This is a genomic window from Synechococcus sp. BO 8801 (genome assembly GCF_002252675.1).
Classification (GTDB): Bacteria; Cyanobacteriota; Cyanobacteriia; order PCC-6307; family Cyanobiaceae; genus Cyanobium.
This window is the reverse complement of sequence record NZ_NQKY01000028.1, coordinates 1-26,732: the sequence shown is the minus strand read 5'-3', so window position 1 is coordinate 26,732 and position 26,732 is coordinate 1. Positions and strand designations below refer to the sequence as shown.

23 protein-coding genes are annotated in these 26,732 nt (G+C 70.0%); 14 read left to right on the top strand and 9 right to left on the bottom strand.

Annotated elements, in window-relative coordinates; genetic code table 11:
• Positions 1-14: 14 nt before the first annotated feature.
• Positions 15-662 (bottom strand): DUF8619 family protein, encoded by a 648-nt coding sequence (locus CJZ86_RS15025; protein ID WP_094587184.1) that lies wholly within the window; start codon positions 660-662, stop codon positions 15-17.
• Positions 663-678: 16 nt separating this feature from the next.
• Entirely contained in the window at positions 679-1,545 is an 867-nt protein-coding gene (gene dapB / locus CJZ86_RS15020; protein WP_094587182.1) for a 4-hydroxy-tetrahydrodipicolinate reductase, read from the bottom strand.
• Positions 1,546-1,682: 137 nt separating this feature from the next.
• On the opposite strand from dapB, the gene CJZ86_RS15015 reads away from it, so the two are divergent.
• Positions 1,683-5,699 carry a magnesium chelatase subunit H gene (locus CJZ86_RS15015; protein ID WP_094587180.1) on the top strand — a complete coding sequence of 1,339 codons (4,017 nt, stop codon included), beginning with the start codon at positions 1,683-1,685 and terminating at the stop codon, positions 5,697-5,699.
• Between the two features lie 85 nt (positions 5,700-5,784).
• Here CJZ86_RS15015 and pstS read toward each other — a convergent pair whose 3' ends face one another.
• Positions 5,785-6,792, bottom strand: a complete 1,008-nt coding sequence (pstS, locus tag CJZ86_RS15010) for a phosphate ABC transporter substrate-binding protein PstS (protein WP_094587202.1) — start codon at positions 6,790-6,792, stop codon at positions 5,785-5,787.
• A gap of 197 nt (positions 6,793-6,989) precedes the next feature.
• On the opposite strand from pstS, the gene CJZ86_RS15005 reads away from it, so the two are divergent.
• The 7 genes from CJZ86_RS15005 to feoB all read left to right on the top strand — a co-directional run bounded on the left by CJZ86_RS15005 (position 6,990) and on the right by feoB (position 13,855).
• Complete coding sequence (locus CJZ86_RS15005; protein WP_094587178.1) at positions 6,990-7,988, top strand: CobW family GTP-binding protein; 999 nt, start codon at positions 6,990-6,992, stop codon at positions 7,986-7,988.
• Positions 7,985-8,734 (top strand): CobW family GTP-binding protein, encoded by a 750-nt coding sequence (locus CJZ86_RS15000; RefSeq protein ID WP_094587176.1) that lies wholly within the window; start codon positions 7,985-7,987, stop codon positions 8,732-8,734. The genes CJZ86_RS15005 and CJZ86_RS15000 overlap by 4 nt, the downstream gene beginning before the upstream one ends.
• Before the next feature lie 34 nt (positions 8,735-8,768).
• Positions 8,769-9,590 carry a metallophosphoesterase family protein gene (locus tag CJZ86_RS14995; RefSeq protein ID WP_094587200.1) on the top strand — a complete coding sequence of 274 codons (822 nt, stop codon included), beginning with the start codon at positions 8,769-8,771 and terminating at the stop codon, positions 9,588-9,590.
• Positions 9,590-10,297 (top strand): phosphoesterase, encoded by a 708-nt coding sequence (locus CJZ86_RS14990; protein ID WP_094587174.1) that lies wholly within the window; start codon positions 9,590-9,592, stop codon positions 10,295-10,297. The genes CJZ86_RS14995 and CJZ86_RS14990 overlap by 1 nt, the downstream gene beginning before the upstream one ends.
• Positions 10,294-11,193 carry an alpha/beta fold hydrolase gene (locus tag CJZ86_RS14985; protein WP_094587172.1) on the top strand — a complete coding sequence of 300 codons (900 nt, stop codon included), beginning with the start codon at positions 10,294-10,296 and terminating at the stop codon, positions 11,191-11,193. Before CJZ86_RS14990 ends, CJZ86_RS14985 begins: the two co-directional genes overlap by 4 nt.
• A gap of 159 nt (positions 11,194-11,352) precedes the next feature.
• Entirely contained in the window at positions 11,353-11,880 is a 528-nt protein-coding gene (locus CJZ86_RS14980; protein WP_094587170.1) for a ferritin, read from the top strand.
• 67 nt (positions 11,881-11,947) lie between these two features.
• Positions 11,948-13,855: a ferrous iron transport protein B gene (gene feoB / locus CJZ86_RS14975; protein WP_094587168.1), complete on the top strand. Its 1,908-nt coding sequence runs from the start codon at positions 11,948-11,950 to the stop codon at positions 13,853-13,855.
• Positions 13,856-13,860: 5 nt separating this feature from the next.
• On the opposite strand, the gene CJZ86_RS14970 is transcribed toward feoB, so the two are convergent.
• From CJZ86_RS14970 to CJZ86_RS14955, 4 genes are all read right to left on the bottom strand, one after another.
• Entirely contained in the window at positions 13,861-14,094 is a 234-nt protein-coding gene (locus CJZ86_RS14970) for a FeoA family protein (protein WP_094587198.1), read from the bottom strand.
• A gap of 69 nt (positions 14,095-14,163) precedes the next feature.
• On the bottom strand, positions 14,164-15,318 hold the full coding sequence (locus tag CJZ86_RS14965; RefSeq protein ID WP_094587166.1) for a glycosyltransferase family protein: 1,155 nt from the start codon (positions 15,316-15,318) through the stop codon (positions 14,164-14,166).
• 100 nt (positions 15,319-15,418) lie between these two features.
• Positions 15,419-16,534: a UDP-2,3-diacylglucosamine diphosphatase gene (locus tag CJZ86_RS14960; RefSeq protein WP_158219580.1), complete on the bottom strand. Its 1,116-nt coding sequence runs from the start codon at positions 16,532-16,534 to the stop codon at positions 15,419-15,421.
• A gap of 230 nt (positions 16,535-16,764) precedes the next feature.
• Entirely contained in the window at positions 16,765-17,781 is a 1,017-nt protein-coding gene (locus tag CJZ86_RS14955; RefSeq protein WP_094587162.1) for a substrate-binding domain-containing protein, read from the bottom strand.
• A gap of 92 nt (positions 17,782-17,873) precedes the next feature.
• On the opposite strand from CJZ86_RS14955, the gene CJZ86_RS14950 reads away from it, so the two are divergent.
• Together CJZ86_RS14950 and CJZ86_RS14945 are read left to right on the top strand one after the other, a co-directional pair.
• Positions 17,874-19,574 carry a VWA domain-containing protein gene (locus CJZ86_RS14950; RefSeq protein ID WP_094587160.1) on the top strand — a complete coding sequence of 567 codons (1,701 nt, stop codon included), beginning with the start codon at positions 17,874-17,876 and terminating at the stop codon, positions 19,572-19,574.
• A complete protein-coding gene (locus CJZ86_RS14945; protein ID WP_094587158.1) occupies positions 19,574-20,338 on the top strand; it encodes a coiled-coil domain-containing protein in 765 nt (254 codons plus the stop codon). Before CJZ86_RS14950 ends, CJZ86_RS14945 begins: the two co-directional genes overlap by 1 nt.
• Here CJZ86_RS14945 and CJZ86_RS14940 read toward each other — a convergent pair.
• Positions 20,302-22,524, bottom strand: a complete 2,223-nt coding sequence (locus tag CJZ86_RS14940) for a PhoX family protein (protein ID WP_094587156.1) — start codon at positions 22,522-22,524, stop codon at positions 20,302-20,304. The two genes, CJZ86_RS14945 and CJZ86_RS14940, sit on opposite strands and share 37 nt — an antisense overlap.
• Positions 22,521-23,558 carry an esterase-like activity of phytase family protein gene (locus CJZ86_RS14935; protein ID WP_094587154.1) on the bottom strand — a complete coding sequence of 346 codons (1,038 nt, stop codon included), beginning with the start codon at positions 23,556-23,558 and terminating at the stop codon, positions 22,521-22,523. The genes CJZ86_RS14940 and CJZ86_RS14935 overlap by 4 nt, the downstream gene beginning before the upstream one ends.
• Before the next feature lie 96 nt (positions 23,559-23,654).
• Here CJZ86_RS14935 and CJZ86_RS14930 point away from each other — a divergent pair, with 96 nt between their 5' ends.
• The 4 genes from CJZ86_RS14930 to CJZ86_RS14915 all read left to right on the top strand — a co-directional run.
• Complete coding sequence (locus CJZ86_RS14930) at positions 23,655-24,464, top strand: NYN domain-containing protein (RefSeq protein WP_094587152.1); 810 nt, start codon at positions 23,655-23,657, stop codon at positions 24,462-24,464.
• A 6-nt stretch (positions 24,465-24,470) separates the two neighbouring features.
• Complete coding sequence (locus CJZ86_RS14925; protein WP_094587150.1) at positions 24,471-25,448, top strand: magnesium transporter; 978 nt, start codon at positions 24,471-24,473, stop codon at positions 25,446-25,448.
• A gap of 24 nt (positions 25,449-25,472) precedes the next feature.
• Positions 25,473-26,306, top strand: coding sequence for a PhzF family phenazine biosynthesis protein (locus CJZ86_RS14920; RefSeq protein WP_094587148.1), 834 nt, complete (start codon positions 25,473-25,475; stop codon positions 26,304-26,306).
• A gap of 145 nt (positions 26,307-26,451) precedes the next feature.
• Positions 26,452-26,732, top strand: a 281-nt coding sequence (locus CJZ86_RS14915) for a gamma-glutamylcyclotransferase family protein (protein WP_198960162.1), incomplete at its 3' end; no start/stop codon positions are given.

The following is a 26,732-nucleotide window of genomic DNA, read 5'->3' as shown; positions in this document are numbered from 1 at the left end:
TGCGTCCAGCGTCCTCACCCCAGGCGCCGCAGGCAGAGCTCCTCGAAGGCTGGCCGCAGTAGATAGGGGTACTCACCCACCCACTGCTTCAGCTGGGGGAGCCAGCCATCCGAGAGGGCGCCGATGCGGGAGAAGTCCTTGCGCTCACTGAGCACCAGGCAGCGGATCACCATGCCCCGCCGGATCTGATCGTGCTTCTTCTCCAGCGGGAAGCGGATCTGGCCCAGGTAGCCGTCCTCATCTTCCAGCTCCAGGCAGAGCCAGGTGCGGCGGTTCTCCACCAGCTCCAGGCGCCCCTGCTTGTTGGCCTGCTCCCGGCGGTTCTCCACCACCTCCCGCCGGAACTGGTCGGCCACCACCCCCTCGAAGATGGCGGCCGCCGGGTAGCGCCGCAGCACGGCGTTGCGGCGTCCCGCCTCCAGGATCGGCCCCCACAGCACATAGAGAAGGAACACGAAGCCCACCACCAGGAACACCGGGCCCGCCTGGCTGCGGAACAGCAGGGTCTGACTGACCAGCAGCGCGATCACCCCGCCGATCACCGAGATCAGCACCCGCTGCAGCAGCTTGCGCGGGTCGCCGCTGCAGGCGGTGAACTGGGGACCGGTGGCCACCGCCGGAATCAGACGGAGCAGTTCGCCGGGTTTGAGGGGGATCAGCATCGGTGGATGGCTCGGCTCACAGCAGCCTCTCGAGGCCGTAGACCAGGCCGCCCAGCCGGCGCACCTTGCGCACCGTTAGCAGCACGCCGGGCATGTAGGCGCTGCGGTCGATCGTGTCGTGGCGCAGGGTGTAGGTCTCGCCGGGCGATCCGAACATCACCTCCTGGTGGGCCACCAGCCCGGGCAGCCGCACCGAGTGGAGCCGCAGGCCGCTCTCCCGCAGGCCGCCGCGGCAGCCGGCCAGGCTCTCGTGCTCCTCCACCTGCAGGGGGTTGAAGCTCTTGCCCAGCTCCTCCATGAGCTCGGCGGTCTTGAGGCAGGTGCCGCTGGGGGCATCGGCCTTGCGGTTGTGGTGCAGCTCGGTGAGTTCGGCGTAGTCGTAGAAGCGTGCCGCCGCCGCCGCCGCCTGCTGCAGCAGCACCATGCCCACGCAGAAGTTGGGAATCACCGCCCCGCCCATGGAGGCCTTCTCGGCGAAGGCGGCCAGATCGGCCAGCTGGTCGGGGAGCAGGCCGGTGGTGCCGATCACCGGATGGACGCCGTAGGCAAAGGCGCCGCGGCAGTGCTCGTAGACGACGCTGGGGTGGGTGAAATCCACCAGCACCGCGCCGCCGCCCGGGCCGGACTGCCGCACCGCCTGGCCCGCCTGGCAGAGGCTGCCCTCGAAGTCGGCGCTGATCGCCACCTCCAGTTCCCCCATCCCCAGGGCCAGGCCGACGTCCTCCCCTTCGCGGCCCGGGGTGGTGTCGATCGCCCCCACCAGGGTGCAGTCGGGGGCCGCCACCACGGCCTTGATCACCTCGGCGCCCATCCGGCCCAGGGCCCCGGCCACCACCACCGGGATCGGCGCCGGGGCCGGCGGGGACGGAGTGGTCGCGGTCATGGCGTGCTGGCGTTCCAGGCGAGCCTATGTGGCCCGGCCCACCGGCAGGGCTGCAGCCTGTAACGCTGCGCTGCAACCGATCGCGTCCCCGGCGGGACCTCCGTAGGCTGCTTCACATTGCTCAACGCATCCGCCGCATGTTCACGCAGGTCCGTTCCGCCAGCCGCCGGGTCAGCCCTGCCCCCACCGATGGCGCCAACGACCGGGTGGTGATGAAGGCCGTCTACGTGGTGCTCGAACCCCAGTACCAGAACGCCCTCACCACCGCCGCCACCGGCCTCAACGACCAGAACGGTCCCCTGGCGGTGGAACTCAGCGGCTACCTGATCGAGGAGCTGCGCGACCCGGCCAACTACGCCGACTTCTGCGCCGACGTGGCAGCGGCCGACGTCTTCATCGCCTCGCTGATCTTCATCGAGGACCTGGCCCAGAAGGTGGTGGACGCCGTGGCCCCCCACCGCGACCGCCTCAAGGCGGTGGTGGTGTTCCCGTCGATGCCGGAGGTGATGCGCCTCAACAAGCTGGGCACCTTCTCGATGGCCCAGCTGGGCCAGAGCAAGAGCGCCATCGCCCAGTTCATGCGCAAGCGCAAGGAAGCCAATGGGGCCGGCTTCCAGGACGCCATGCTCAAGCTGCTGAACACCCTGCCGACGGTGCTCAAGTACCTGCCGGTGGAGAAGGCCCAGGACGCCCGCTCCTTCATGCTCAGCTTCCAGTACTGGCTGGGGGGAACGCCGGACAACCTGCGCAACTTCCTGCTGATGCTGGCCGACCGCTACGTCTTCGGGAAGGCGGAGCTGGGCCGGCCCCAGCTGACGGTGGCGGACCCGGTGGTGTTCCCGGACCTGGGCATCTGGCACCCGATGGCCCCGGGAATGTTCGAGGACCTCAAGGAGTACCTCAACTGGAGCGCCAGCCGCAGTGATCTGAGCGAGAAGGCCCGCCGGGGTCCGGTGATCGGCCTGGTGCTGCAGCGCAGCCACATCGTCACCGGCGATGAGGCCCACTACGTGGCCGTGATCCAGGAACTGGAGTACCGGGGCGCCACTGTGATCCCGGTGTTCTGCGGCGGTCTCGACTTCTCCCGGCCCGTCTCCTCCTTCTTCTACGACCCCCTCAACCCGGACCAGCCGCTGGTGGACGGGGTGGTGAGCCTCACCGGCTTCGCCCTGGTGGGCGGCCCGGCCCGCCAGGACCATCCCAAGGCGATCGAGACCCTCAAGCGGCTCAACCGGCCCTACATGGTGGCCCTGCCCCTGGTCTTCCAGACCACCCAGGAGTGGGAGGAGAGCGATCTGGGGCTGCATCCGGTGCAGGTGGCGCTGCAGATCGCCATCCCCGAGCTCGACGGCGCCATCGAACCGATCGTGCTCTCGGGGCGCGATGACGCCACCGGCAAGGCCCACACCCTGCAGGACCGGGTGGATGCGATCGCCGAGCGGGCCATCCGCTGGGCGTCGCTGCGGATCAAGCCCCGCGCCGAGAAGAAGCTGGCGATCACCGTGTTCAGCTTCCCCCCCGACAAGGGCAACGTCGGCACCGCCGCCTACCTCGATGTCTTCGGCTCGATCTTCCGCGTGCTGGAGGAGATGAAGGCCAAGGGCTACACGGTGGACGCCATGCCCCGCACCCCCAAGGAACTGATGGAGGCGGTGCTCAGCGATCCGGAGGCCCTGCAGGGGGCCCCCGAGCTGGCGATCGCCCACCGCATGAGCGTCGAGGAATACGAGCGGCTCACCCCCTATTCCGAGCGTTTGGAGGAGAACTGGGGCAAGCCTCCCGGCTCCCTCAACTCCGACGGCACCAACCTGCTGATCTACGGCCGCCACTTCGGCAACGTGTTCGTGGGGGTGCAGCCCACCTTCGGCTACGAAGGCGATCCGATGCGCCTGCTCTATTCCCGCAGCGCCAGCCCCCACCACGGCTTCGCCGCCTACTACACCTATCTGGAGAAGGTCTGGGGCGCCGATGCGGTGCTGCACTTCGGCACCCACGGCTCCCTGGAGTTCATGCCGGGCAAGCAGATGGGCATGAGCGAAACCTGCTACCCCGATTCTCTCATCGGCGCCCTGCCCAACCTCTACTACTACGCGGCCAACAACCCGTCGGAGGCCACCATCGCCAAGCGGCGCGGTTACGCCTCGACGATCAGCTACCTCACCCCGCCGGCTGAGAACGCCGGCCTCTACAAGGGCCTCAAGGAGCTGGGCGAGCTGGTGGGCTCCTACCAGCAGCTGCGCGAGAGCTCCCGGGGTGTGCAGATCGTCAACGCGATCATCGAAACCGCCCGCCAGTGCAACCTCGACAAGGACGTGGAGCTGCCTGAGGGGGATGCCGACGCGGCGGCCCTCGACCTCGACGGCCGCGATGGCGTGGTGGGAGCCGTGTACCGCCAGCTGATGGAGATCGAGAGCCGGCTGCTGCCCTGTGGCCTGCACACCATCGGCAAGCCGCCCACCGCCGAGGAGGCGGTCGCCACCCTGGTGAGCATCGCTGCGCTGGAGCGGGAGGAGGAGGGCCTGCGTTCCCTGCCGGGGCTGCTGGCCGAGAGCCGGGGCCGCACCATCGCCGAGGTGTACCGGGGTAACGATGAAGGCGTGCTGGCGGATGTGGAGCTCAACCGGGTGATCACCGAGGCCTGCCGTTCGGCGGTGGGCGCCATGGTCCGGGAGGTCACCGGCGCCGATGGCCGCGTCACCCTGCGGCGCAATTTCGGTTGGTTCTTCGACCTGCTGGAGCGCTTCGGTTACCGCCTCCCCTCCCCCTGGCTGAGCGCCTGCCGCCAGGCGGGCTTCCCCGATGTGGATGTCACCGAGCTGGATCGCCAGTTCGCCTACCTGCGCTTCTGCCTGGAGCAGATCTGCGCCGACATGGAGATGGAGAGCCTGCTGCGGGCCCTCGATGGTGAGTACGTCCTGCCCGGGCCCGGCGGGGATCCGATCCGCAACCCCGGCGTGCTGCCCAGCGGCAAGAACATCCACGCCCTCGATCCCCAGGCCATCCCCACCCGGGCGGCCATCGCCGCCGCCAAGGTGGTGGTCGACCGGCTGATCGAGCGCCAGAAGGCCGAGCAGGGCACCTGGCCGGAAACGATCGCCTGCGTGCTCTGGGGCACCGACAACATCAAGACCTACGGCGAATCCCTGGCCCAGATCCTCTGGTTCATCGGCGTGCGTCCCATGGCCGATTCCCTCGGCCGGGTGAACAAGCTGGAGCTCATCTCCCTCGAGGAGCTGGGCCGGCCCCGCATCGACGTGGTGGTCAACTGCTCGGGGGTCTTCCGTGACCTGTTCATCAACCAGATGGCCCTGATCGACCAGGGCGTCAAGATGGCCGCCGAGGCCGACGAGCCCCTGGAGATGAACTTCGTGCGCAAGCACAGCCAGGAGCAGGCCGCTGCCCAGGGCATCTCCCTGCGGGACGCCGCCACCCGGGTGTTCTCCAATGCCAGCGGCAGCTACTCCTCGAACGTCAACCTGGCGGTCGAGAACAGCACCTGGGAGGAGGAGGGCGAGCTGCAGGAGATGTACCTCTCCCGCAAGACGTTCGCCTTCAACGCCGACAACCCCGGCGAGATGAACCAGAACCGCGAGGTGTTCGAATCGGCGATGAAGACCGCCGACGTTACCTTCCAGAATCTGGATTCGGCGGAGATTTCGCTCACCGATGTCAGCCACTACTTCGACTCCGACCCCACCAAGCTGATCGCCGGCCTGCGCGACGACGGCAAGGCCCCCACCAGCTACATCGCCGACACCACCACGGCCAACGCCCAGGTGCGCTCGTTGAGCGAAACCATCCGCCTCGATTCGCGCACCAAGCTGCTCAACCCCAAGTGGTACGAGGGCATGCTCGATTCCGGCTACGAGGGGGTGCGGGAGGTGGCCAAGCGGCTCAACTTCACCCTGGGCTGGAGCGCCACCAGCGGTGCGGTCGACAACTTTGTGTATGAGGAGGCCAACGAGACCTTCATCAACGACCCGGAGATGCGCAAGCGGCTGATGGAGCTCAACCCCCACAGCTTCCGCCGCATCGTCGGCACCCTGCTGGAGGTGAACGGCCGCGGCTACTGGGAAACCTCCGACGAGAACATCGCCCAGCTGCAGGAGATCTACCAGGAGATCGAGGACCGGATCGAAGGCGTCAGCGAGTAATCCCCGCTCCGCAAAGAAAAGGGGGGCCGAAGCCCCCCTGATCATCTGTTGTCAGCCCTGCAGGGCCAACTGCACGCAACCAGCCTCAACGGCCGATCTTGGCCACCTCGGCGCGGGCCCGTGCCAGGACGGCGCCGGTGAGGGGCACGTATTCGAGCTGCCGGGCGATGTTCTGGCCCTTGGGCGAGAGACCCCAGTTGAGGAACTGGCGCAGGGTGGCGGCCTTGTCGCCGTTACCGCGCTGGTAGGCGAGCACCCAGGTGAAGGAGGCGATCGGGAAGGCGTTGGCGCCGGCCGGGTTGCAGTCCTCACCGCCCATACGCGCATCCAGGCGGATGCCGTTGAGAGCCGCCGCACCGGTGGCGTCGTTGGCCAGAACGAACTTGCCAGACTTGTTCTGAAGGGCCGCCGGGGTGATGCGCCCCTTCACGAAGGCCTGGTTGAGGTAACCGATCGAACCGGGGGTGTTCTGGATGACGCCGGCCACACCCTCATTGCCCTTGCCGCCGACGCCCACGGGCCACTTGACGGCCTTGCCGGCGCCCACCTTCGACTTCCACTCGGGCGAGAAACAGGAGAGGGAATTGGTGAACACGGCGGTGGTGCCGGATCCGTCGGAGCGGTGGGCCACCGTGATCGGGCCCTTGCCGCATTTCAGCTGCTCCCAGGTGCGGATCTTGCCGAGGAAAATGTCAGCCAGCTGACGCTGGGTGAGCTTGAGATTCTTGCAGCTGGGGTTGTTGTAGGCCGGGGTGACGGTGCCGCCCATCATCGGGATCTGCAGGGCACCGCGCTGGGCGGTCACGCCCTTGGTGAATTCACCTTTGGAGGCATCCAGCATGTCATCGGTGGCGCCGAAATCGACGCTGCCGGCATGGAACTGGCGCACGCCGGCGCCGGAACCCACCGACTGGTAGTTCACCTGCCGCTTGGTTTCCCTGGCGAATTCAACGGCCCAGCGCTGATAGGCCGGGGCAGGGAAGGTGGCCCCGGCGCCGTTGATCGAATTGCTCTGGGCGATCACCGGAACAGCCAGGCCAGCCGTGACAGCGCCGGCTGCGGAGAGAATCAGGGCCTTCTTCGCGAAGGTCATCAGATTGGCCAATTTTGGGGCACGTTATGAATAGCAACCCGCTCCGACCGTTTGTGTTATGAAGAGGTTAACGGGTGTTCAAGGATTGAATCTCCCCATGGCGGCTGGCCTGGAGCGGCGCCGGGGACGGCCAAGGTTCAGAATGAGAACCGTTATCAGCCCTGTCTACGGCTGAGCGGCTGTCCGTCCCGACCCCCATGGTCCAGATCCCCGTCACCGTGCTCACCGGTTTCCTCGGCGCCGGCAAGACCACGCTGCTCAACCGCATCCTTTCCGGCCAGCAGGGGACGCGCACCGCCGTGCTGGTGAATGAGTTCGGTGAGATCGGTATCGACAACGAGCTGGTGGTGGCCACCAGTGAAGCCATGGTCGAGCTCAGCAACGGCTGCATCTGCTGCTCGATCAACGGCGAGCTCAAGGCGGCGGTGCACCGGGTGCTGGACCGCCCTGACCCGGTCGACTACATCGTCGTGGAGACCACCGGTCTGGCCGATCCCCTGCCCGTGGCCATGACCTTCCTGGCCGGGGACTTCCGCGACCGCCTGCGCCTTGATTCGATCATCACCCTGATCGATGCCGAACACTTCGAGGCCACCGCCTGCGCCAGCCCGATCGCCCGGGCCCAGGTGGTCTACGGCGACATCCTGGTGCTCAACAAATGCGATCTGGTGGATGAGGAGCGACTGGCCGCCGTGGAGGCCAGCCTGCGGGAGATCAAGGCCGATGCCCGCCTGCTGCGCGCCGACCACTCCGGCGTGCCGCTGGCCATGCTGCTGAGCGTGGGCCTGTTCGAAACCGATCGGCTGGTGAGCCTGCAGGCTGAGGAGGAGGCTCGCGAGGAGGCCCCTGGGCACGACAATCACCATCACGTGCACGCCCACCACCACGCCCATACCCCCGAGCTGGAGGGCTTCCGATCGGTGTCCCTGGCGGTGGAGGCCCCGTTCGATCTGCGCCGGTTCCAGCACTTCCTCGACAACCAGCTTCCCGCCTCCGTCTTCCGGGCCAAGGGGGTGCTCTGGTTCCGGGAGAGCGAGCGCCGCCACCTGTTCCACCTCTGCGGCAAGCGCTTCACCATCGATGATTCCGACTGGCCCGACGGCGCCCCGCGCCACACGAGGGTGGTGGCGATCGGCAGGGACCTGGATACCAGCAGCCTGCGGGCCCAGCTGGAAGCCTGCGTGGTGGCGCCATGAGAGGGGTGGTTCTGGTCTCCGGACCGCCGGGCTGCGGCAAGACCAGCTGGATCCTGAGCCGCCTGCAGGAGCACCGGGGCCCCCGCGTCTATCGGCGTCTGGAAGGCGTCGATCCCGAGGGGCGCCCCCTGGCCCTGGATGGGGGCCTCGATCAGGCCTTTCTCCACGACCAGATCCCTGACCTGCGTGAGCTGGCTGACGGATCCCAGGACCCCGCACCGGAGGCGGAGGGCCTGCTGGCCCTGATCGAGCTGCCCCTCTTCGGGCCCGAGATTCCCGAGACGCTCGCCCTGGGCCTGCGGCCGGATCGCCACCTCCATTTCGGTCGTGACAGCGAGCTGCCGCGTCAGGACACCCTGGTGTTCGGGGCCCTGGACTCCTGGAGCCTGGATCTGGTGACGGAGGTCTGGGATCCCGCCAGCGTGAACAGCTTCTGGTTCGAGCTGGTCAATGGGGCCTACGGCGATGTCTACCGCGCCAAGGCCCTGGTGAACCTGCCCGATGGCCGGGGCTTCCTCTTCAACTGGATGGTGAGCTGCAGCGGCACCCAGTTTCTGCCGCTGCGGAGCGTCGCGCCGCCCCATGGACGGCCCATGCGCCTCTCAAGGCTGGTGGTGCAGGGCAAGGGCCTGGACACGGCCGGCCTCCAGACCACGATCGCCGACTGCCTGATCAGTGATGCCGTTCTGGAGCTGCAGCAGGCCCCCCGCCGCTCCCAGGGCGAGCCGCTTCCCGCCACCGGCTGACGCCTTCCATCCGATCCTGCCCTCCCCGTTCCCCATGGCCCACGCCGTTCTCTCCTGCCTGCACGCCAACCTGGCCGCCCTCGAAGCCGTGCTGGACGACATCGATCGGCTCGGCGTCGACACGATCACCTGCCTGGGGGATCTGGTGGGCTATGGCCCCCAGCCCAATGAGGTGGTCGAGCTGGTCCGCTCCCGCGGCATCCCCACCTGCCAGGGCTGCTGGGACGAGGACATCATCGAGGGGCTCAATGCCTGTGAGTGCAGCTATCCCTCCCAGCTGGCGGAGCGGCGGGGGCAGCTGGCCCACCACTGGACCGCCGCCCAGCTGAGCCCGGACAACAAGGACTTCCTGGCCAGCCTGCCGCTGTCCCTGCGCCGCGATGGCCTGGTGTTCGTGCATGGCAGCCCCAACAGCCAGCACGAGTACCTGCTGCCGGACATGGAGGCCTTTGCCGCCCTGGAGCGGGTCGTCTCGGCCGGGGCCGACATGCTCTTCTGCGGCCACACCCACCGCCCCTATGTGCGCGAGTTCCGTGAGGGCTCGATCGAGCTGCGGCTGCGCCGTCCCGATAGCGGTCCCGGGCAGGAGTCCGAGCGCCGGATGGATCTTCCCGTTCGCCGCATTGTCAACGCCGGCTCGGTGGGCGAGCCGCGGCACGGGGGCACCGAGGCCACCTACGTGATCCACGACGGGGACCGTGACACCGTGGAGATCCGCCAGGTTCCCTACGACGTCGAACGCACCTGCCGGGCGATCCTGGCTGCGGGCCTGCCGCCTCCGTTCGCCTGGCGCCTGCGCCACGGGTTCGAGTACGCCGAGCGGGCCGACGACGCCAGCCACGTGTGTGAGCGCTGATGGCACGGTGGGCATTGCTGAGTGGCCTGGGCGGCGACCTGGACGTTTATGAGGCGGTTCTGGCCGACCTGCGTCGCCGCCGGGTGGACACCCTCTTCCTGCTGGGGGATCTGATCGGCCCGGAGCGGGATTGCCGGCCGCTGCTGGAGCGCCTGCAGCATCCGCGCCGGGGGGAGCTGCGAGCGCACTGCATCTACGGCTGGTGGGAAGAGCAGCTGCTGGCGGAACGGGGCTACCGCGGCGAGCGTCGGGCCGAGGCCCTGCGACGGGAATCTGGAGAGGACGCCGTGCAGGCCCTGCTTCGGGCCGTGGATCCCGGCCTCATGGACTGGCTGGCCGCCCTGCGCTTCGGCTTCGTCGAACTCGACTGCGCCCTGCTGCATGGCAGCTCCGCCGACGTGGGGGACAGCCTCGGCAGCGCCACGGATCCCCTGTGCCTGCTCGATCGCCTCACCCGCATGGACGTGAACCGCCTGTTCACGGCCCGCAGCGGCGAACAGTTCAGCGTCGCGCTCTGCGGCGGGGGGATCACCGCACGGGTGCGGGATCTCGAGGGGGAACGGCAGCTGCGCCAGAGTGTGCCCAGTCGCCAGGTGATCGGCGTGGGCCGCGGGCTTCAGTACACCCTCTACGACCCGGGCACCGACCACCTCGACTTCCGCACGGCCCCTGACCCGGCCCGGGTGCGCCGCAGGGGGTTCGCATGACACCGGCGTTCGGCGGCGTGGTGGAAACACTGAGCCTCGATCTGAACGGCCGGCGGCTGCAGATCGTGACCGAGCGCAGCGGGCCGCAGGGTGCTCCCATCTGGCTGCTGCTGCCGGCCCTGAGCACCGTGTCGAGCCGCAGCGAGTGGCAGCCGCTGGTCACGGCCGTGCACGACCGGGTCCAGCTGGTGAGTTTCGACTGGCCGGGCTTCGGTGACAGTGACCGTCCGGCGCTCGCCTACGACGCCGCCCTGCTGCGCTCCAGCCTTGAAGCGGTCCTCACCGACCTGGAGGCCCGCCAGCTTGGCCCCCTCACCGTGGTGGCCGCCGGGCACAGCGCCCCCCTGGCCCTGGCCCTGGCGAGCGCGTGGTCCGGCCGCTGGAGCCGCTTCGTCGCGGTGGCGCCCACCTGGCGGGGGCCCCTGCCCACGATGACGGGCTGGTCGCCGGGGCGTTTCGGCTGGCTGCGGCGGCTGGTGGCCCTGCCGCTGATCGGCCCGGCGCTCTACCGGCTGAACACCAGCCGGGCCATGCTCCGGCTGATGCTGCGGCGGCACGTGTGGCTGGATCCGGGCCTGCTGACGCCGGATCGCCTGCGGCAGCAGCAGCGGCTGGCCCGGCGCCGCGGCTCCCGCTTCGCCAGTGCCGCCTTCGTCAGCGGCGGGCTCGATGCCGCAGGCGAGAGCGGCTGGTGGCTGGAGCAGGCCCGTTCTCTGCAGTGTCCGTTTCAGGTGGTGCTGGCGACGGCGGCCCCGCCCCGGTCCACCCGGGAGATGGAACTTCTGGCCCAGACCGCCGATGGGGTGACCCGCCTTCCCGGCCGGCTCGGCCTGCACCAGGAGTTCGGCGCCCTGCTGGGGCGGCGGTTGCTGGAGGTGCAGGGACCGATGGGCTGATCGCAGCGCCGCAGATTCCGGCTGGACAGCATCAACAACAGCGGCCAGATGTTCCGTTTGTCGATGGTGCCCGTAGCCAATGTCACGTGTGAGTGTGTGAATGCTCCTGCCCCGGCCTCCGCCTCGGGCTATGGATAGGGACTGATTCCCGCCGTGCCTGTGAAAGAGCTCACCAGTGCCATCAACCAACACCTGGCCGCTGAGTTCCAGGCCGGGCACACCTATCTGGCCATGTCGATCTGGCTGCGGGAAAAGGACCTGGCTGGCTTCTCCGCCTACATGCACGAGAAGAGCCAGGAGGAGCGCGACCATGCGGCCCGCATGATCGCCTATCTGGTGGACAGCGACGAACAGGTGGAACTGCCCACGATCGAGGCTCCGGAACGCAGCTGGCCCTCGGTGCAGATGCTGTTCGATCAGGTCTACGACATGGAGAAGGGCGTCACCGCCTCGATCAACCGGCTCTATGCCATGGCCGAGAGCATGGGGGAACGCAGCGCCACGGCCATGCTGGACTGGTTCGTGGCCGAGCAGCTCCAGGAGGAGGCCGAAGCCCGCTTCGTGCGCAAGCGCCTGCGGCTGGCCGGCGACAACAGCGCCGCCCTGCTGCTGCTCGACCAGCAGTTCCTCGAGGGCACGGCCCTGACCCACGTCAAAGGGGGCCTCAGCGGCACCAGGGGTGCCTGACGGCCTATGGCGCCATCCCGTTACCGTATTGATGCGCTCCGACTGAATCGACGGGCGCCCCCAGGCCATGCCCGTCCCTGATCGCACGGGCGCCATCAGCTGTTGCCCGGTCGGCGCTGGCTCCTGCCATGGCCCCGGGCAGGCAGGGCGCCGCGGCGATGGGCAGGGGTTGCAGCTCGCCCTGCTGGGCATGCCGAACACGGGCAAGTCGACCCTCTTCAACCGGCTCACCGGCGGCCATGCGCAGATCGCCAACTGGCCGGGTCTGACGGTGGAACTGCTGCGGGGCCCCATGGCCGCTGACCACAACGGCACGACCTACGAGCTTGTCGACCTGCCGGGCATCCACGACCTGAGCGGCAGCAGCGAAGACGAGGCCGTGGTGCAGCGCTACATGCAGAACACCCCGCCCGATCTGGTGATCGTGGTGCTCAACGCCAGCCAGATCAGCGGCCAGTTGCGCCTGCTCCTCCAGATGCGGCAGCTGGGACTGCCGGTGGTGGCCGCGCTCAACATGAGCGACGAGGCCCAGCGCTACGGCATGGCGATCGATCACCTGGGTCTGTCCGGTGCCCTCGGCCTGCCGGTGCTGCCGGTGAGCGCCAAGCGGAACCAGGGAATCGCCGCCCTGATCGACCAGTTGCACCGCTGGGGGGAGGCGCCCCGGCCGGAGGGCCCCCTCGACGGGCCCCCGCCGCTGCAGCCCGCCGCCATGGACGCCTGGCAGCAGGAGCTGGTTGACCGCCACGTGACCCTGCCGGAGGGGTTGCCGCTGCAGCGCACCCGCCTGGCGGATCGGTGGCTGCTCCATCCAGTGCTGGGGGTGGTGCTGTTCCTGGCGATCGTGCTGGCGGTGTTCCAGCTGCTCTACGCCGTCAGCACGCCGCTCCAGGACCTGCTCGGCTTCGGGCTCGATTGGATTCGCCAGGCCTGGCTGGAGCCGGGCCTGCAGGGGTTGGGCTCACCGGACTGGCTGCAGAGCTTCCTGCTCGATGGCCTCTGGCTGGGGGTGAGCACGGTGGCCACCTTCCTGCCGCTGATCTTCCTCTTCTACGTGCTGATCGGCATCATCGAGGACTCGGGCTATCTGCCGCGGGCCGCCTTTCTGATGGACGGCTTCATGCGCTGGCTGGGGCTGGACGGGCGGGCGTTCGTGCTGCAGGTCATGGGGTTCGGCTGCAACGTGCCCTCGATCATGGGGACGCGGGTGATCCGGGACCGCAGCCTGCGCCTGCTGGCGATGCTGTGCATTCCCTTTGCCCTCTGCCAGGCCAGGCTGACGGTGTTCATCTTTCTGGCCGGCGTCTTCTTCCCGAGGCCCTGGTGGGCGCCTGGGCTGGTGCTGTTCGGTTTCTACGGGATGAGTTTTGCGGCGGCCGTGATCACGGGCCTGGTGTTCAAGCGCGCCTTCCCGGGTGATGGCGCCTTCGTGCTGGAGCTGCCCCCCTACCGGGCACCCAGCCTCGGCACGATCCTGCGCCGTGGCTGGACGTCGATGCTGAATTTCATGGTCACCACGCGGGTGTTCATCCTCGTGGGAGCCGCGGCGATCTGGCTGCTCACCCACCTTCCTCCGGGGGCCGGCGGGGGATCGGGACCGTCCCTGGCCTCTGGGATCGGCCATCTGTTCCAGCCGCTGCTGGGGCCGATCGGCATGAACCCGGAGCTCACCGTCTCGCTGTTCTTCGGCTTCATCGCCAAGGAGATCCTGCTGGGGGCAATGGCGGTGATCTATGGCACCACCGAAGCGGGTCTGGGTGGAGCGATTCACGGCGCCATCACGCCACTGCAGTCGCTCAGCTTCATGACGTTCGTGCTGCTCTACACCCCCTGCCTCGGAACGGTGGCGGCCCAGATCCAGGAATCCAGGAGCCGGACCTTCGCCCTGCTGTCCCTCTCCTGGTCGCTGCTCCTGGCCTGGCTGATGGCCCTGATCGTCTATCAGGGGGGCACCTTCATCCAGGCCCTCCGCTGAACCGCTCAGCGCGGCGGGAGGGGGGACACTTCCATGTCGGCGGCCTGTTCATCGCGCAGCATGAACTCGAGCAGACCACTGGACAGGTGAAGAATTCCGCCTGGCCTGCCCCTGCGCAGGACTTCCACCTCCACACCGGGACGCACCCCCATGGCCCGCAGCCGACGTTGGAGTTCCGGATGGGCGGGCAGGCAGGTGATGGTCACCCGGGATCCCACCGGCACCTGCTTCAGGGTCATCGGATGGGCGTGCATCTGTTCCCTGTCAAGCGTCAACCCTAGGGCGGCCCGCCCCATGGCTGGCCCTCATCAGCCTTGGCCATGGCTCTGCAACGCGCATGACCAGGGTTGGGCAGCAACGGCTTCGGCGAGCTGCTGCAGCGTCGGGTGCCGATGATGGGAGGCCGAATTGATCGTCCCGGCCTCGATCATGGCGACGACGCGGGCCAGTTCCTCCGGATTTCCCCGGGAGAAGTGGGGCTGGTCTCGCTTGTAATTCGCGAGGGCCACTTCGGCGTTGTAGTCCCGCTTGAGTCTTTCCAGCTCGCTGACCAGCTGCTGCTGGTCGTTGTTGTAAACGATGAAGTTCTCCGGTAGTCGGCCGCCTTGTCCAGGCTCCGGTGTCTCAAAGAAGTGGGCGTGACACCAGTTGGCATAGGGCGTCAGGATGACGCCACCACAGGCCTGCACCTCACAGATCGGTAGTCCAAATGATTCAGTGTGTGCAATGAAATAGAGGCTGCAGCTCCTGTAGATCTTCCGGATCTCTGCCATTGAGTAGCTGCCATGGAGCACCTTGAACGGGATGCCAGCTTCCAGGCAGGCCTGAATCTGTATGGCCCGCTCGGGCAGGTGATCGGGACGTTCGAAATCAATGAGAGCACAGAGCTCCCTGGGTTCAATGGCAAGGGAGGGATCGATCAGGTTGAGGCCGATGCGTGAATAGCCCTCGGCACCTGGCAGAACGGAAAACTCGGAAACTTCGGTGATGCAGAGATGGTGGTCATAGCGATTGGCCCCCCAGTGCTTTCCTTTGGGGACACGCCTGCTCGCCACGCAATCATGGATCCACGTCACCCAGTCGGCTCGGCTGCCCAGATAAATCAGATCATAGAGAATGATGGGCAAGCGGGGAAGATCATGGCGTAGCTGACGGTCATCAAAGAAGAGATCATAGTAAGCACCGGGCATGTGACCCACGATCACGGCGATGTCAACCGTCCTGAGGCAGCGAAGAAGCCTCTGATACTTCAGCCAGGCGACGCTTCCTTGTGCAATGGGAAACAACCTTCCCTTCCAGTTCGCCCCTTGTCCCCCACCTCCGAGCGGCTTGCGGGGCAGCGACTCCAGGCCGTCATACAGGAGGATGGCCTCCACACCGATCTGCTTGAACATGCGCTCAAGGCCTTCCGCCAGGGGCCGGTAGAAACTGTTGGCGCGATTGGCCAGGATGGCGACTCTCACGTGAGTTTCTCGCTCGCTGCCGAAGGGAGGATTCCGAGACCCTCGGTTTCCATTCAAGCGACGTTCTCGATTCTGCGCATCGACCGTGATCCCGTTGATCTCACGAACCAGCCGCCTCCAGGTGCGCCACCCCCAGGCCGCATCCGGGGCAGGGGCGCATCGGGTAGGTGTTGAAGGGGAAGCGGGGGGGCTGGAAGGGCTCGATGCCCCGGCGCCGGTCGAAGCGCACCATGCCGACACGGCCGCTGTGCGCCACCACCAGCGCCGTGCGCCCCAGCCGGCGCTGGCTGCGGGCCCAGCTGCCGGTGTTGTAGTAGGTGATGTGGCAGGGGCCCCGGTCGTCACCGGAGGGTTCCGGCAGGGCCAGCGGCGTGGCTTCGGGGATGTGGGTGTGGCCGTTGATCAGCCCGTCGAGGGGCTCCGGACCGTGCCGCTCCCGCTGCAGGTGCCGGACGATCCCGCGCTTGATCAGCCGGTCGTGGCCGGTGCGGCTCTTGAGGGCACTCTCGAGCACGAAGGCCAGGGAGAAACCACCGGAGGAGTTGAGGCCCCGACTCACCGGGATGGGCCATTCCCGGTGGCTGGCCAGCAGATCCACGGCGCTCTGCAGGATCGCCTCGGCGTTCCATCCGGCCGACAGCGCTCCGCCGGCCGGCCGGGTGAAGGGGGAGAGCAGGCCGTTGATGCCGGCGCTGTAGTGCTCCTGCAGGCGGGCCAGCCCTTCGGCGGCGTCGGCGTGGAAGCGGATCAGCCGGTCGTACTCGTCGCCGTGGCGGACCAGCAGCCGCTGTCCCGCCGGGGTGCGGTAGACGGCCTGGCGCCGGATGGCGAAACCGGGCCGCTCCAGGCCGGCATGACGGCGCAGGTAGGCGTCGTGGTTGCCGGGGATGTAGACGATCGCCACCCCCGCACGCTGCAGGGCCTCGAACTGCTCGATCACCCGTCGATGGGAAGCCCGCAGCAGCCCTGTCTTCTTCAGGGCCTCACTGGCCGGTGGATCTCCGCTGCCCCCGGCAAGGAGGGCGTCGATCCGATCGGTGAGAAAGGACGCATCGACATTGGCGTTGAAGCGGATCGCCTGCAGATCGATGATGTCGCCGACCAGAAACAGGGTTCTCGGGCGGATGCACTCCAGGAAGGCCGCCAGGTGGCCGGCCTCGCATTGATTGGAGCCCAGATGCAGATCCGAGATGAACAGGGCGTCACAACTGAGCACGGACTTCTGGCGAGAGTTCTGGTGCCCGGTGGTTTGGGTGCTGGATGCCAGCCCACAGCGCCATGGTGACATGCACACCGTGCCGATTCCGGCTGGACAGGGATGAAGAAACAGGATCGAATCGCCCCGTCTCCGCCTCACTGTCCAAGAGGAATAGCGTTGCTTTTCGTCCGTCGCGTGGCGCACCTCTTCAGGTGATCGATGGGCTGGTCGCGTGCCCTCCGAATCGTTCAGCCGGCCTGTTGCCAGAGGCGCAGCAGCTCCTCCCGCTGCTCCGGTGAGGGCGGCGGCAGGCGCTTCACGCCCCGGGCCGCCGGGCTGCCGCCGCCGCCATCGGCACCGCGGAACCCCAGGCGGGTGAGCACCCCCTGGCCCTCCGGCGAAAGCAGAAAAGCCACGAAGCGCTCCCCGTCCTCGGCCCGCCCGGCCGCCTCCCCCCGGAGCACGGCGGCTGCCAGCACCGTCTCGATGGTCGGGTCGGGGAACAGCAGCAGGTAGCCCCCCGGCCGCAGGCGGCCGGCCTCCCCCTGGCGTGCCAGGGCGGAGGCCTCGTAGACCAGCGCCAGGTCACCTTCGTTGGGGCCGCCGCTGATGAACTCCTGCAGCAGGATGTCGGTGGAACGGGCCGGTCGGTAGACGGCCCGGCGCAGGGCGGCGGCACAGTCGGGGCCGTTCTGGTCCTGGCACCAGAGCGCCAGGGTCAGCTGGCCGGAGTTGGAGCGCATCGGATCGGCGCTGCGCAGATCGAAACTGCCCCAGCTCTGGGGGGCGCCCAGGCCCCCCCACTGCCCCGCCGCCGCGGCCCGCCGCAGCAGTGGCCAGGAGAAGCGCCCATCCGGGAACAGCTTCTGGACCCGCTCCGGCCAGGCCACGGCCACCAGCAGGGTGCGGGCCACGGGCGCGGGGGCCTGCAGGAACGCCGGCGCTCCGCCTTCGGCCCGCAGCTCTGCGGCCAGCTGGCTGAGCAGATCCCGGTTGGCGGGAATCAGCACCCGCGGCCGCTCCGGGCCCTCCTCCCGGGCGCGGTTGACCATGTCCTGGGAGCCCTGCACCCTCCAGGCCAGGTCGATGCCCCCCTGGCGACGTTCGAACAGAGGTTCGAGTTCGGCCATGGCGGCGGCCAGCTCCGAACCCACCGCCACCATCAGGGGGCGCCGCAGGCCAGGAAGGGGGGCCGTCGCCAGGGCCAGGGACGCCCCGGCGATCAGCAGAGAAAGCAGGCGCCGGCGGGTCAGGGTCGCTGCCAAGGGGAGCGGTCCGGGTTCGCTGCAGTCTGCTCGCCGCCGCCCGGATCCACGACGGTTGCCAGCAGAATAGGACCGTCGTTCAGCGCCGCTCCATGGCACGGGCCCAGCGGTCGGCCGGCCTCAGCACAGCGCTCCTTGCCCTGCCGCTCCTCGCCCTGCCGATCAGCGGCTGCCAGCTCCTGGCCCCGCCGCCGCTGGAGCTGGAGATGCTGGTGGGCAGCGCCCTCAAGGGCTTCTGCCAGGAGGCGGCCAAGGCCATCGCCCAGGCCCCGCCCCGGCTGGCCGACCGCACCCCGGTGCTGCTGCGCTGCCGTGCCGCCGGCAGCGGCGATGTGGTCAGCGAGATGGAAAGCCACGCCCGGGGCGTGCTCCAGGGCGGCCAGGCGGCCGATGACCCGCGCATCCCTACCTTGCTGTCGGTGGATGGCGAGATCTATCTCGACCTGCTGCGGCACCGCCTGCAGCGCCTGGCCCCCACCCGGGAGCTGATCCCGGCGCCGGCCGATGCGCCGGCCCTGGCCTCCAGCCCGATGGTGTTCATGACCACCCCGGCCCTGGCGAAGGGTCTCGACCGTCCCGATCCTTTCATCGGCCTAGCCCGCAGCAGCGACCACCGCCAGCTGGATCCGGCCGGTCCCTCCCAGCCGATCCGCTTCGTCCACACTGCCCCGACCCGCTCCAACTCGGGCCTCCAGACCCTGGTGGCGATGGTGGCCGAGGTGGCCGGCAAGCGGCCCGAAGCCCTCACCCTCGCCGATGTGCAGGCCCACGGCGACCAGGTGGCGGCGATCCAGCGCCACGTGACCCGCTATGGCAGCTCCACCGACGAACTCGCCCGGGCCATGCAGCGCAACGGTCCCTTCTGGGCCTCGGTGGGGTCGGTCTACGAGTCGTCGGTGGTGGCGGTGAACGCCTCCCGCCAGGGCGACCAGGAGCCCCTCCAGGCGGTGTACCCCAGGGCCACCTACGCCAGCACGATGCGGGCGATCCTGCCGGAGGCCCCCTGGGTGTCACCGCAGGAAAAGCAGGCGGCCCAGCTGCTCATCGAGCGCCTCCAGCGCGAGGACGTGCAGCGCCTGGCGGCCGACCAGGGGCTGCGGCCGGCCAACCCGGCGGTGCCCCCGAGCCGCGTCACGGCGGCCTACGGCGCCGATCCCCGGGCCGTGTACGACTCGCTGCGGGCCCCGAAACCGGAGGTGGTGGAGGCGATCATCACCCTCTGGCGCAACCAGGCCAAGAAGCCCTCCCGGGTGGCCCTGGTGGTGGACAGCTCCGGTTCGATGAAGGGGGAGAAGCTGCCGGCGGCCCAGCGCTCCCTGCAGGCCTACCTGGCCCAGATCGGTCCGCGGGACACCGTGGGCCTGTTCGACTTCGACAACCGGCTGCGGCCGCCGGTGGTGGTGACCGGTGGCAGCACGGGTGGTGAGCCGGCAGGCCGCTTCATCGCCTCGCTGGACGCGGAGGGCGGCACCGTGCTCTACGACGCCATTCGCCAGGGTCGCGACTGGCTGCGCTCCACCCGGCGCCCCGGCGAGATCCTGGCGGTGGTGGTGCTCACCGATGGCCAGGACAACGGCTCGCGGCTTTCCCTCGAGGGGCTGGGCGGTGAGCTGAAGCGCAGCGGCTTCGCCAGCGACGAGCGCATCGGTGTGTTCACCATGGGCTACGGCAACCAGGGGGATTTCGACGCCGACGTGCTGCGCCGCATCGCCGAGAGCAACGGCGGCGATTTCACCACCGGCACGGCGGACAGCATCCGGCGCCGCATGGAAGATCTGCAGATGGCGTTCTGATGGCGGCGGCGTCCCGCTGGTCCAACCCCCTCGACCATCCCCTGGCGGTCGCGGCCGGCGGCCTGGGCCTGGTGCTGCTGGTGCGCGCCGGCGGGGTGGGCCTTCCTGTGGCCCTTGCGGCGGCGGTCGGGCTGAGCGTTGCCTGCGCGGCCCTGCTCTCCCGCATCGGGGCGGCCGGACGGCGCAGCCGCAGCCAGCGGCTCCATGACCAGCGCCTCGATGCGGGACTGGAGGAGGCCCTGGAGCGGGCCGGTGGCCTGGCGGTGACGGCGCTGGCGTTGCGGGAGGAGGCCGTGGCCCGCTTCACGGATCCAGGGCATCTGGAGGCCCTCGGCAGCGTCCAGCTCTGCTGTGAGCGGCTGCAGCAGCTGCCGGAGCGGCTGCGGGAACGGCGGCCGCTGCTGGAATCCGGCGGCGGGCAGCGCCTCGATCCGGAGGACCTGGCGCGCCGCCTGGCGCGGGAGGAGAAGGCCCTGCAGCGGGAGGCGGAGGGGCCCCTGCGCCACGAGCGCCGGCGGCTGATCGACCAGCTGCGCCGCAACCTGCATGCGGCGCGCCAGGGGATGGATGAACGGGAGGCCCGGCTGCTGGCCCTGGGCACCCGGCTGGAGGCCATCGACGGCGGCCTGCAGCAGCTGCGCCGCCAGATCGATCACCAGTGGCCCAGCACCGAGGCCAGCGACGCCGCCATGGCGACGGCGATCGAGCCGCTCGATGAGGCGATCGATCAGATCGAGCGCTCCCTCGACGCCGGCACCGCCTGATCCGCCAGCAGCGGCCCGCCGGCGAGCCGGCGGATCGCCACCACCCCGGGGCGGGGGGCCCGGCCGGGGACGCCGGAGGGCCAGTTGGAGCCCAGGGGCACCCAGCGCAGCTGCTCGAAGGGGCGCCCGGAGCGGTCCACCAGCCGGTGGGCCTGGGCCTCACGGGCCTCCGGAGAAGGGCGGGTGCCGTTGTCCTCGCCCGGGTGCTGCACCGCCAGGAACAGGGTGGATTCGCCGTCGTCGAAGCAGGGCCCGGTGAGCTCGCACTCCATCGGCCCGGCGGCGAAGCAGAAGGCCTCCCCGGCATGGGGGCCACGGCTGGGCAGCACCCAGCAGCTGTTGTTGCCGAACAGATCGAGATCGGCTGATCTGGTTGAGCGGTCGGTCACCATCCAGATGGTCCCCTGCCGGTCGATGGCGAGGTTGTCGGGATTGGCGAAGCCCATCCCCCCCTGCCACGGGGCCCCGCCGGTGGCCACCATCCGCCAGCGGAAGGATCCGCCCCGGACCGCACCGTCGTCGGCCAGGCCCATGATCCAGCCGTAGGGCCAGGTGGCCTGACCTTTGGGCCCGCGGAAGATGGCCGGGTCGGCCCGGCCGTCGTCGCTGCCGCCGCCGGCGGTGAAGGCGATCAGCAGGTCGCCGTTGAGCGGATCGATCACCGTGTCCTCGGGCCGGGCCGCGGGGGTGGCGCCGATGGCACAGGCGGCCAGGTGGGCATCGATCAGGATCGCCCCCATCCGCTCCTCCCCCTCACCGGGGTAGAGGTCGGCCAGGGTGGCGAACCGGCGCCGGTAGGCCGCCACGGCCGCGTCGCTGGCGAAGGCTTCGGCCCCGGGCCTGCGGCGGTCGCTGTGGGGCAGCAGCACCGCCTGCTCCACCCCGAAGCGGGCGAAATGGCCTGGGCCCAGCGGCGCCACCGGGGTGCTGGGCTCCAGGGGCAGCCAGCGCCCCCGGCCCTCGCCGCCCTTGGAGCTGGGCGGATCGAAGCGGGCCACCTCGAGCCGACCGGCGCTGAACAGCTCCGAGTTGGCCGGGTCGGCCGGATCGCGGATCAGGGCGTCGCTGACGAAGCGGTAGAGGTGGCCGCCGTGGCGGTCGCAGCCGGAATACACGATCAGGGGCTGGCCGGCGACGGCCTTCACGGCCACCGCCTCGTGGCGGAAGCGGCCCAGCCAGCTGTGCTTCACGGCGGGGCGTTCGGGCCGGCGTGGGTCGAGTTCCACCATCCAGCCGTACTTGTTGCCCGCCAGGCCGAAGGGGTTGCCGAGGCCGTCGAGGCGCTGGCCGTCATAGGCGAAGGGGCGGGCGGCGGGGGAGACGGAGGAGCCGTCGGCGTGGACGGCCTCGGCCACCTGGCTCTGCATGTTCTCCTCGGCGCTGAGCACCGTGCCCCAGGGGGTCTCGCCGCCGGCGCAGTTGGCGAAGCTGCCGATGATCGCGTCCCCCAGCCCGTCGTCATAGCCGAGCCGCTGGCGGCGCCGGAACACGGCCGCCGCCGGCCCGGAGGTGCGCAGGCGCCGGGCGGGGTCGCGCCAGCCGCTGAGGCCGGTGATGCGGCGATCGAAGCGGCCGGGCCGGCGCCGCCAGGGGCCGTCCGGCTGCCGCTCCAGTTCGATCACGCCCACCCCCAGGTCGGCCATGGCGGCTTCCGCCAGCTGGCGGATGGTCGCCAGCAGCGGGTCGTCCGCCGCCAGGCTGGCGGCATCCACCCGGCCGCCCCGGGGCGCCAGGGCTTCGATCACGGCGTCGAACGGCACCTCGCCGCCCACCGCCTCGGCGTAGCCCTGCCGCCAGGCCCGGGCGCTGATGTACTCGAAGTTCACCGTCAGCAGGGCCCGGTCCGGGGCCAGCGACAGGAAGGAGAGGTGGTCGTTGTTGTAGCCGAAGCGGCCGTCGGCCAGCGGATCCCCCCACACCGCCAGCAGATCGGCCCGGAAGCCGTCCGGCAGCACCAGCCGGTCCTCCACTTCGATGCGGGCGTAACGGCGGCGCTGCCCCTCTGCGTCGAGCCCGTCGCTGGGCACCGGCAGGGGGGTGGGCACCGTCGGGAAGGGGGAAGCCGGCGTAGGGGCGGCCCCGGCCTTCGGGCCGGCCGCCCTCCCGGGGGCTGCCGGGGGCAGGACGACGCCGGCGAAGGAGCAGGCGCCGATCCCGAGCAGGGAGAGCAGGTCGCGTCGGTTCATCGCTGCGGGGGGCAGGGTTGGCTGCGGCGCGGGGCCAGCAGGGCCAGGTGGTTGTCCTGCAGGGCGCTGAAGTTGTCGTCCGAGGCCAGCAGCAGGGTGGGGCGGCCATCGGCCCGGACAGGCCCCGGGGTCAGGGCTTCCCAGTTGTCGGGCGGCAGGCCGGCCGCGATCAGATCCCACTGCTGGATCGGCTCCAGCACCGCCTCGGGATCGGCCTTGGCATCGGCCCCTTCGCCCGGCAGCGGGTAGTGGGCCAGGAGCACCTCCCAGCGTGCGGGGGCCTGGAAGCGCCGCAGCAGGGCCAGCAGGCCCGGTGAGGGGCCGGAGGCGTCGACCACCAGCAGATCGGTGACTCCCCAGCCCTTGCCGGCGGGGATGGCCAGCCGGGCCAGGGGGCGGGCCTGCGGCCCGGTGGGTTCCAGCGACCAGCCCAGCAGCCGCACCTGGGCGGGGGGGTCCTGCTGCAGAGGGGATTCCGCGGCCATCAGCAGCACGTGGGTCCGCCCGGGGCGGCGCCACAGGGCCAGGGACTCGGGACCCTGGTTGGCTTCGAGGCCGCGCCCCGGGGCCGGCTGCCAGTCGGCGGGCAGGGGGTAGGCGCGCCGCAGCTGGCCGCTGCTCCGCTCGAACGCCAGCAGCTGGGCCGGCCGGGCGGCGCTGCGGCGCCCCTCGCTGGCCATCCAGAGCTGTTCGCCGAGCACCACCAGCCCTTCGGCGTCGATCTCCGCCGGCAGCGGGGCCTGGGGCGATCCCTTCAGCTCCAGCTGGAACAGGGGCCGCAGCGGCACCCGGCCCAGCTGCTTCACGCCGCTCCAGGCGTCCACGCGGCCCCGGGGGGCATCGCTGAGCAGCAGCAGGACATCGCTCTCCCTCCGGTAGCTGGCGGCGGAGTAGCCGCCCAGGGGCGCTCCGTCCGCCCCGCGCCGCGGCAGGCGGGCCCCCGCCACCAGCTCCCAGCCCGCCTCGGCCGGGCAGGGCAGCAGGGGGGGCGGCGGGGGAGCTGGCGGGGAGCTGGCGATCAGGGGCACGACCATGGCTGGAATTCTCCCGTCGCCGGAGCGGCGGCGGCGGCATCCCGGGACACCCGGTGGCGGGACGGGTAGGGTCAAAGGATCGAAGGGGGATGGGTGATGCGATCCCCAGCGGGAGCCCAGCCGCCGCCCGGCGGCCTGACGGAAGACACGGGCCGGCGCCTGGCGGTGCTGATTGACGCCGACAACGCCCGGGCGGCGGTGATCGAGGCGGTGCTGGAGGAGGTGGCCCGCTTCGGTGAGGCGATCGTGCGGCGCATCTACGGCGATTTCACCTCCAGCCAGAGCGCCTCCTGGAAGGCGCTGCTGAACAAGTTCTCGATCAAGCCGATGCAGCAGTTCGCCTACACCGTGGGCAAGAACGCCACCGACAGCACGATGATCATCGATGCGATGGATCTGCTCTACACCCGGCGCTTCGACGGCTTCTGCCTGGTGACCAGCGACAGCGACTTCACCGGCCTGGCGGTGCGTCTGCGGGAGGAGGGGCTGCTGGTGTACGGCTTCGGCGAGGAGAAGACTCCGGCGGCGTTCCGCAACGCCTGCCATAAGTTCCTGTTCACCGAGGTGCTGCGCACCGCCTCCCGCCAGGGGGACGCCGGCGCCGAGGTCGGGGAGGTCCGGCGGCCCCGGGACGCCGACCCCCCCGTCAGTGCCCATCCGGTCATCCCGGCCGACTTCCTGATGGAGGCCCTGGATCGCTCGGTGGACGAATCGGGCTGGACCCAGCTGGGCACCTTCGGCAGCTACCTGCAGAAGATCCAGCCCGATTTCGATACCCGCCTCTATGGCTTCCGCAAGCTCTCCGACCTGGTGCGCGGCTGCCCTTCCCTGTTCGTGATGGAGGAGCGGGAGGCCCCGAGCGGCAACCGCACGATCGTCTACGTGCGGGCCAGGGAGGACGACTGAGGTCGGATGGTGCTCGACATCCTGCACCAGCCGATCACGACCATCGCCCGGCGGGCGGTGGCCTGCCTGGATGGCCGCCAGACCGTGGCGGAGGCGCTCGCCAGCCTGCGGGGGCGAGAGATCGCCGAGCGGATCGTCTACTTCTACGTGCTCGACGCCGAGCATCGCCTGATCGGCGTGCTGCCCCTGCGGCGCCTGCTGTCCGCCGCCGAGGACACCCCCGTGACGGCCCTGATGGTGCGCCATCCGGTGACCATCCCGGAGCACGCCACGATCCTGGAGGCCCACGAGGCCTTCGCCGATCACCGCTTCCTGGCCCTGCCGGTGGTGGACGACCGCCAGCGGGTGGTGGGGGTGGTGGACGTGACGATGTTCAGCGAGGAGGACTTCCTGCCCGACCAGCCGGCCCAGGCGGCGGCCCTGTTCGAGGCCCTCGGCTTCCGCGTCTCCCAGGTGCGGGGCGCTTCGCCGTTGCGGGCCTTCCGGTTCCGCTTCCCCTGGCTGCTGGCCACCATCGCCAGCGGTCTGGCCTGCGCCGTGCTGGTGAGCGTCTTCCGGCAGACCCTGGCCAGCAGCATCGCCCTGGCCTTCTTCCTCACCCTGGTGCTGGCCCTCGGGGAGAGCGTCAGCATCCAGAGCATGACGGTGTCGATCCAGGCGCTGCAGCTCTCGCCACCCACCTGGCGCTGGTACCGGGCCAGCCTGCGGCGGGAGCTGGCCACCGCCCTGCTGCTGGGGGTCTGCTGCGCGGCCCTGGTGGCCCTGGTGCTTGTGCTGTGGCTCGGTGCGGGGCCGGCGGCCCTGATCGTGGCGATCGCGATCGTGCTCAGCGTGGCGGCCGCCTGCTTCTACGGCCTGACCATCCCGGCCCTTTTCCATGCCCTGCGGATCGATCCCAAGATCGCCTCCGGCCCGCTCACCCTGGCGGTGGCCGACATCACCTCCATCGCCCTCTACTTCGGCCTGGCCAGCAGACTGCTCTGAGACCGATGCGGCCCTGCCCCAGCCATGACCCTGCAGCGCCTGGCGGCCTTCAGTGACGGGGACCGGGGCGGCAACCCGGCTGGCGTGGTGATCGCTGAGTGGCTGCCCGCGGACAACGAGATGCAGCGGATCGCCGCCGAGGTGGGCTACTCGGAAACGGTCTTCGCCGCTCCGCAGGGGGACGGCTGGCGGGTGCGCTACTTCTCCCCGACCGTTGAGGTGCCTTTCTGCGGCCACGCCACCGTCGCCCTCGGGGCCGCCCTGGCCGAGCGCTGCGGTGATGGGGTGTTCCCGCTCACGCTGAACCAGGCCGCGATCACGGTGGAGGGGCACCGGCAGGGGGAGCGCTGGAGCGCCGCCCTGCAGTCACCCCCCACCCACCAGCGCCCCGTGGCGCCCGATCTCCTCGGGGCCGCCCTCAAACTGCTCGGCTACGCACCCGGCGACCTGGATCCGGCCCTGCCCGCCGCCATCGTCCACGGCGGTGCCGACCACCTGCTGCTGGCCCTGCGCCGCCGCGAGGACCTGGCCGCCATGCGCTACGCCATGGAGGACGGGGCCCGGCTGATGGCGGAGGCGGGGCTGCTGACGCTGCTGCTGGTGTGGGCCCAAGGCCCCCGGGTGTTCCACAGCCGCAATGCGGCCGCCGGCTGCGGCGTCTATGAGGATCCGGCCACGGGCTCGGCCACCGCGGCCCTGGCCGGTTATCTGCAGAGCCTGCGCTGGCCCCACGGCGGCAGCATCGAGGTGCTGCAGGGGGAGGACATGGGCTGCCGCTCCCTGCTGGGCGCCGGGATCCCGGCGGAACCGGGGGGCTCGATCCGGGTGGCGGGCCAGGTGCGCCGCCTGGAGGCCTGAGCTCAGGAGGCCTTTTCCAGGCGCTTCACGATCCAGCCCATCAGCACCAGGGAACCCAGCAGCGCCACCAGCAGGGCGATCGTCATGGAAACGGGTGCATGTCCGTCGCATTATGGCCACAGGCACCCCAGCCCTGGCCCGAGCCGTGCACAGCAGTCCCGAGCTGGTCTTCGTCTACGGCACGCTCAAGCGCGGCCACGGCAACCACCACTGGCTGCTGGATGCGCCCTTCCTCGGGGAGGCGGTGCTGCCGGATGTGGTGCTCCACGACCTGGGCCCCTTTCCGATGGCCGTGCCCGGCGAGGGGGTGGTGCGCGGTGAGGTGTACGGGGTGGATGCCGCCGGTCTGGCCCGGCTGGACCGGCTGGAGGGCTCCCCCCGCCTCTACGACCGCCGGCCCCTGGCCCTGGCCGACGGCCGCCACGC

Coding starts and splice junctions, on each gene's coding strand:
- CJZ86_RS15025 (WP_094587184.1), bottom strand. CDS start 662: ATGCTGATCCCCCTCAAACCCGGCGAACTGCTCCGTCTGATTCCGGCG.
- dapB (WP_094587182.1), bottom strand. CDS start 1,545: ATGACCGCGACCACTCCGTCCCCGCCGGCCCCGGCGCCGATCCCGGTG.
- CJZ86_RS15015 (WP_094587180.1), top strand. CDS start 1,683: ATGTTCACGCAGGTCCGTTCCGCCAGCCGCCGGGTCAGCCCTGCCCCC.
- pstS (WP_094587202.1), bottom strand. CDS start 6,792: ATGACCTTCGCGAAGAAGGCCCTGATTCTCTCCGCAGCCGGCGCTGTC.
- CJZ86_RS15005 (WP_094587178.1), top strand. CDS start 6,990: ATGGTCCAGATCCCCGTCACCGTGCTCACCGGTTTCCTCGGCGCCGGC.
- CJZ86_RS15000 (WP_094587176.1), top strand. CDS start 7,985: ATGAGAGGGGTGGTTCTGGTCTCCGGACCGCCGGGCTGCGGCAAGACC.
- CJZ86_RS14995 (WP_094587200.1), top strand. CDS start 8,769: ATGGCCCACGCCGTTCTCTCCTGCCTGCACGCCAACCTGGCCGCCCTC.
- CJZ86_RS14990 (WP_094587174.1), top strand. CDS start 9,590: ATGGCACGGTGGGCATTGCTGAGTGGCCTGGGCGGCGACCTGGACGTT.
- CJZ86_RS14985 (WP_094587172.1), top strand. CDS start 10,294: ATGACACCGGCGTTCGGCGGCGTGGTGGAAACACTGAGCCTCGATCTG.
- feoB (WP_094587168.1), top strand. CDS start 11,948: ATGCCCGTCCCTGATCGCACGGGCGCCATCAGCTGTTGCCCGGTCGGC.
- CJZ86_RS14970 (WP_094587198.1), bottom strand. CDS start 14,094: ATGACCCTGAAGCAGGTGCCGGTGGGATCCCGGGTGACCATCACCTGC.
- CJZ86_RS14950 (WP_094587160.1), top strand. CDS start 17,874: ATGGCACGGGCCCAGCGGTCGGCCGGCCTCAGCACAGCGCTCCTTGCC.
- CJZ86_RS14945 (WP_094587158.1), top strand. CDS start 19,574: ATGGCGGCGGCGTCCCGCTGGTCCAACCCCCTCGACCATCCCCTGGCG.
- CJZ86_RS14940 (WP_094587156.1), bottom strand. CDS start 22,524: ATGAACCGACGCGACCTGCTCTCCCTGCTCGGGATCGGCGCCTGCTCC.
- CJZ86_RS14935 (WP_094587154.1), bottom strand. CDS start 23,558: ATGGTCGTGCCCCTGATCGCCAGCTCCCCGCCAGCTCCCCCGCCGCCC.
- CJZ86_RS14930 (WP_094587152.1), top strand. CDS start 23,655: ATGCGATCCCCAGCGGGAGCCCAGCCGCCGCCCGGCGGCCTGACGGAA.
- CJZ86_RS14925 (WP_094587150.1), top strand. CDS start 24,471: ATGGTGCTCGACATCCTGCACCAGCCGATCACGACCATCGCCCGGCGG.
- CJZ86_RS14920 (WP_094587148.1), top strand. CDS start 25,473: ATGACCCTGCAGCGCCTGGCGGCCTTCAGTGACGGGGACCGGGGCGGC.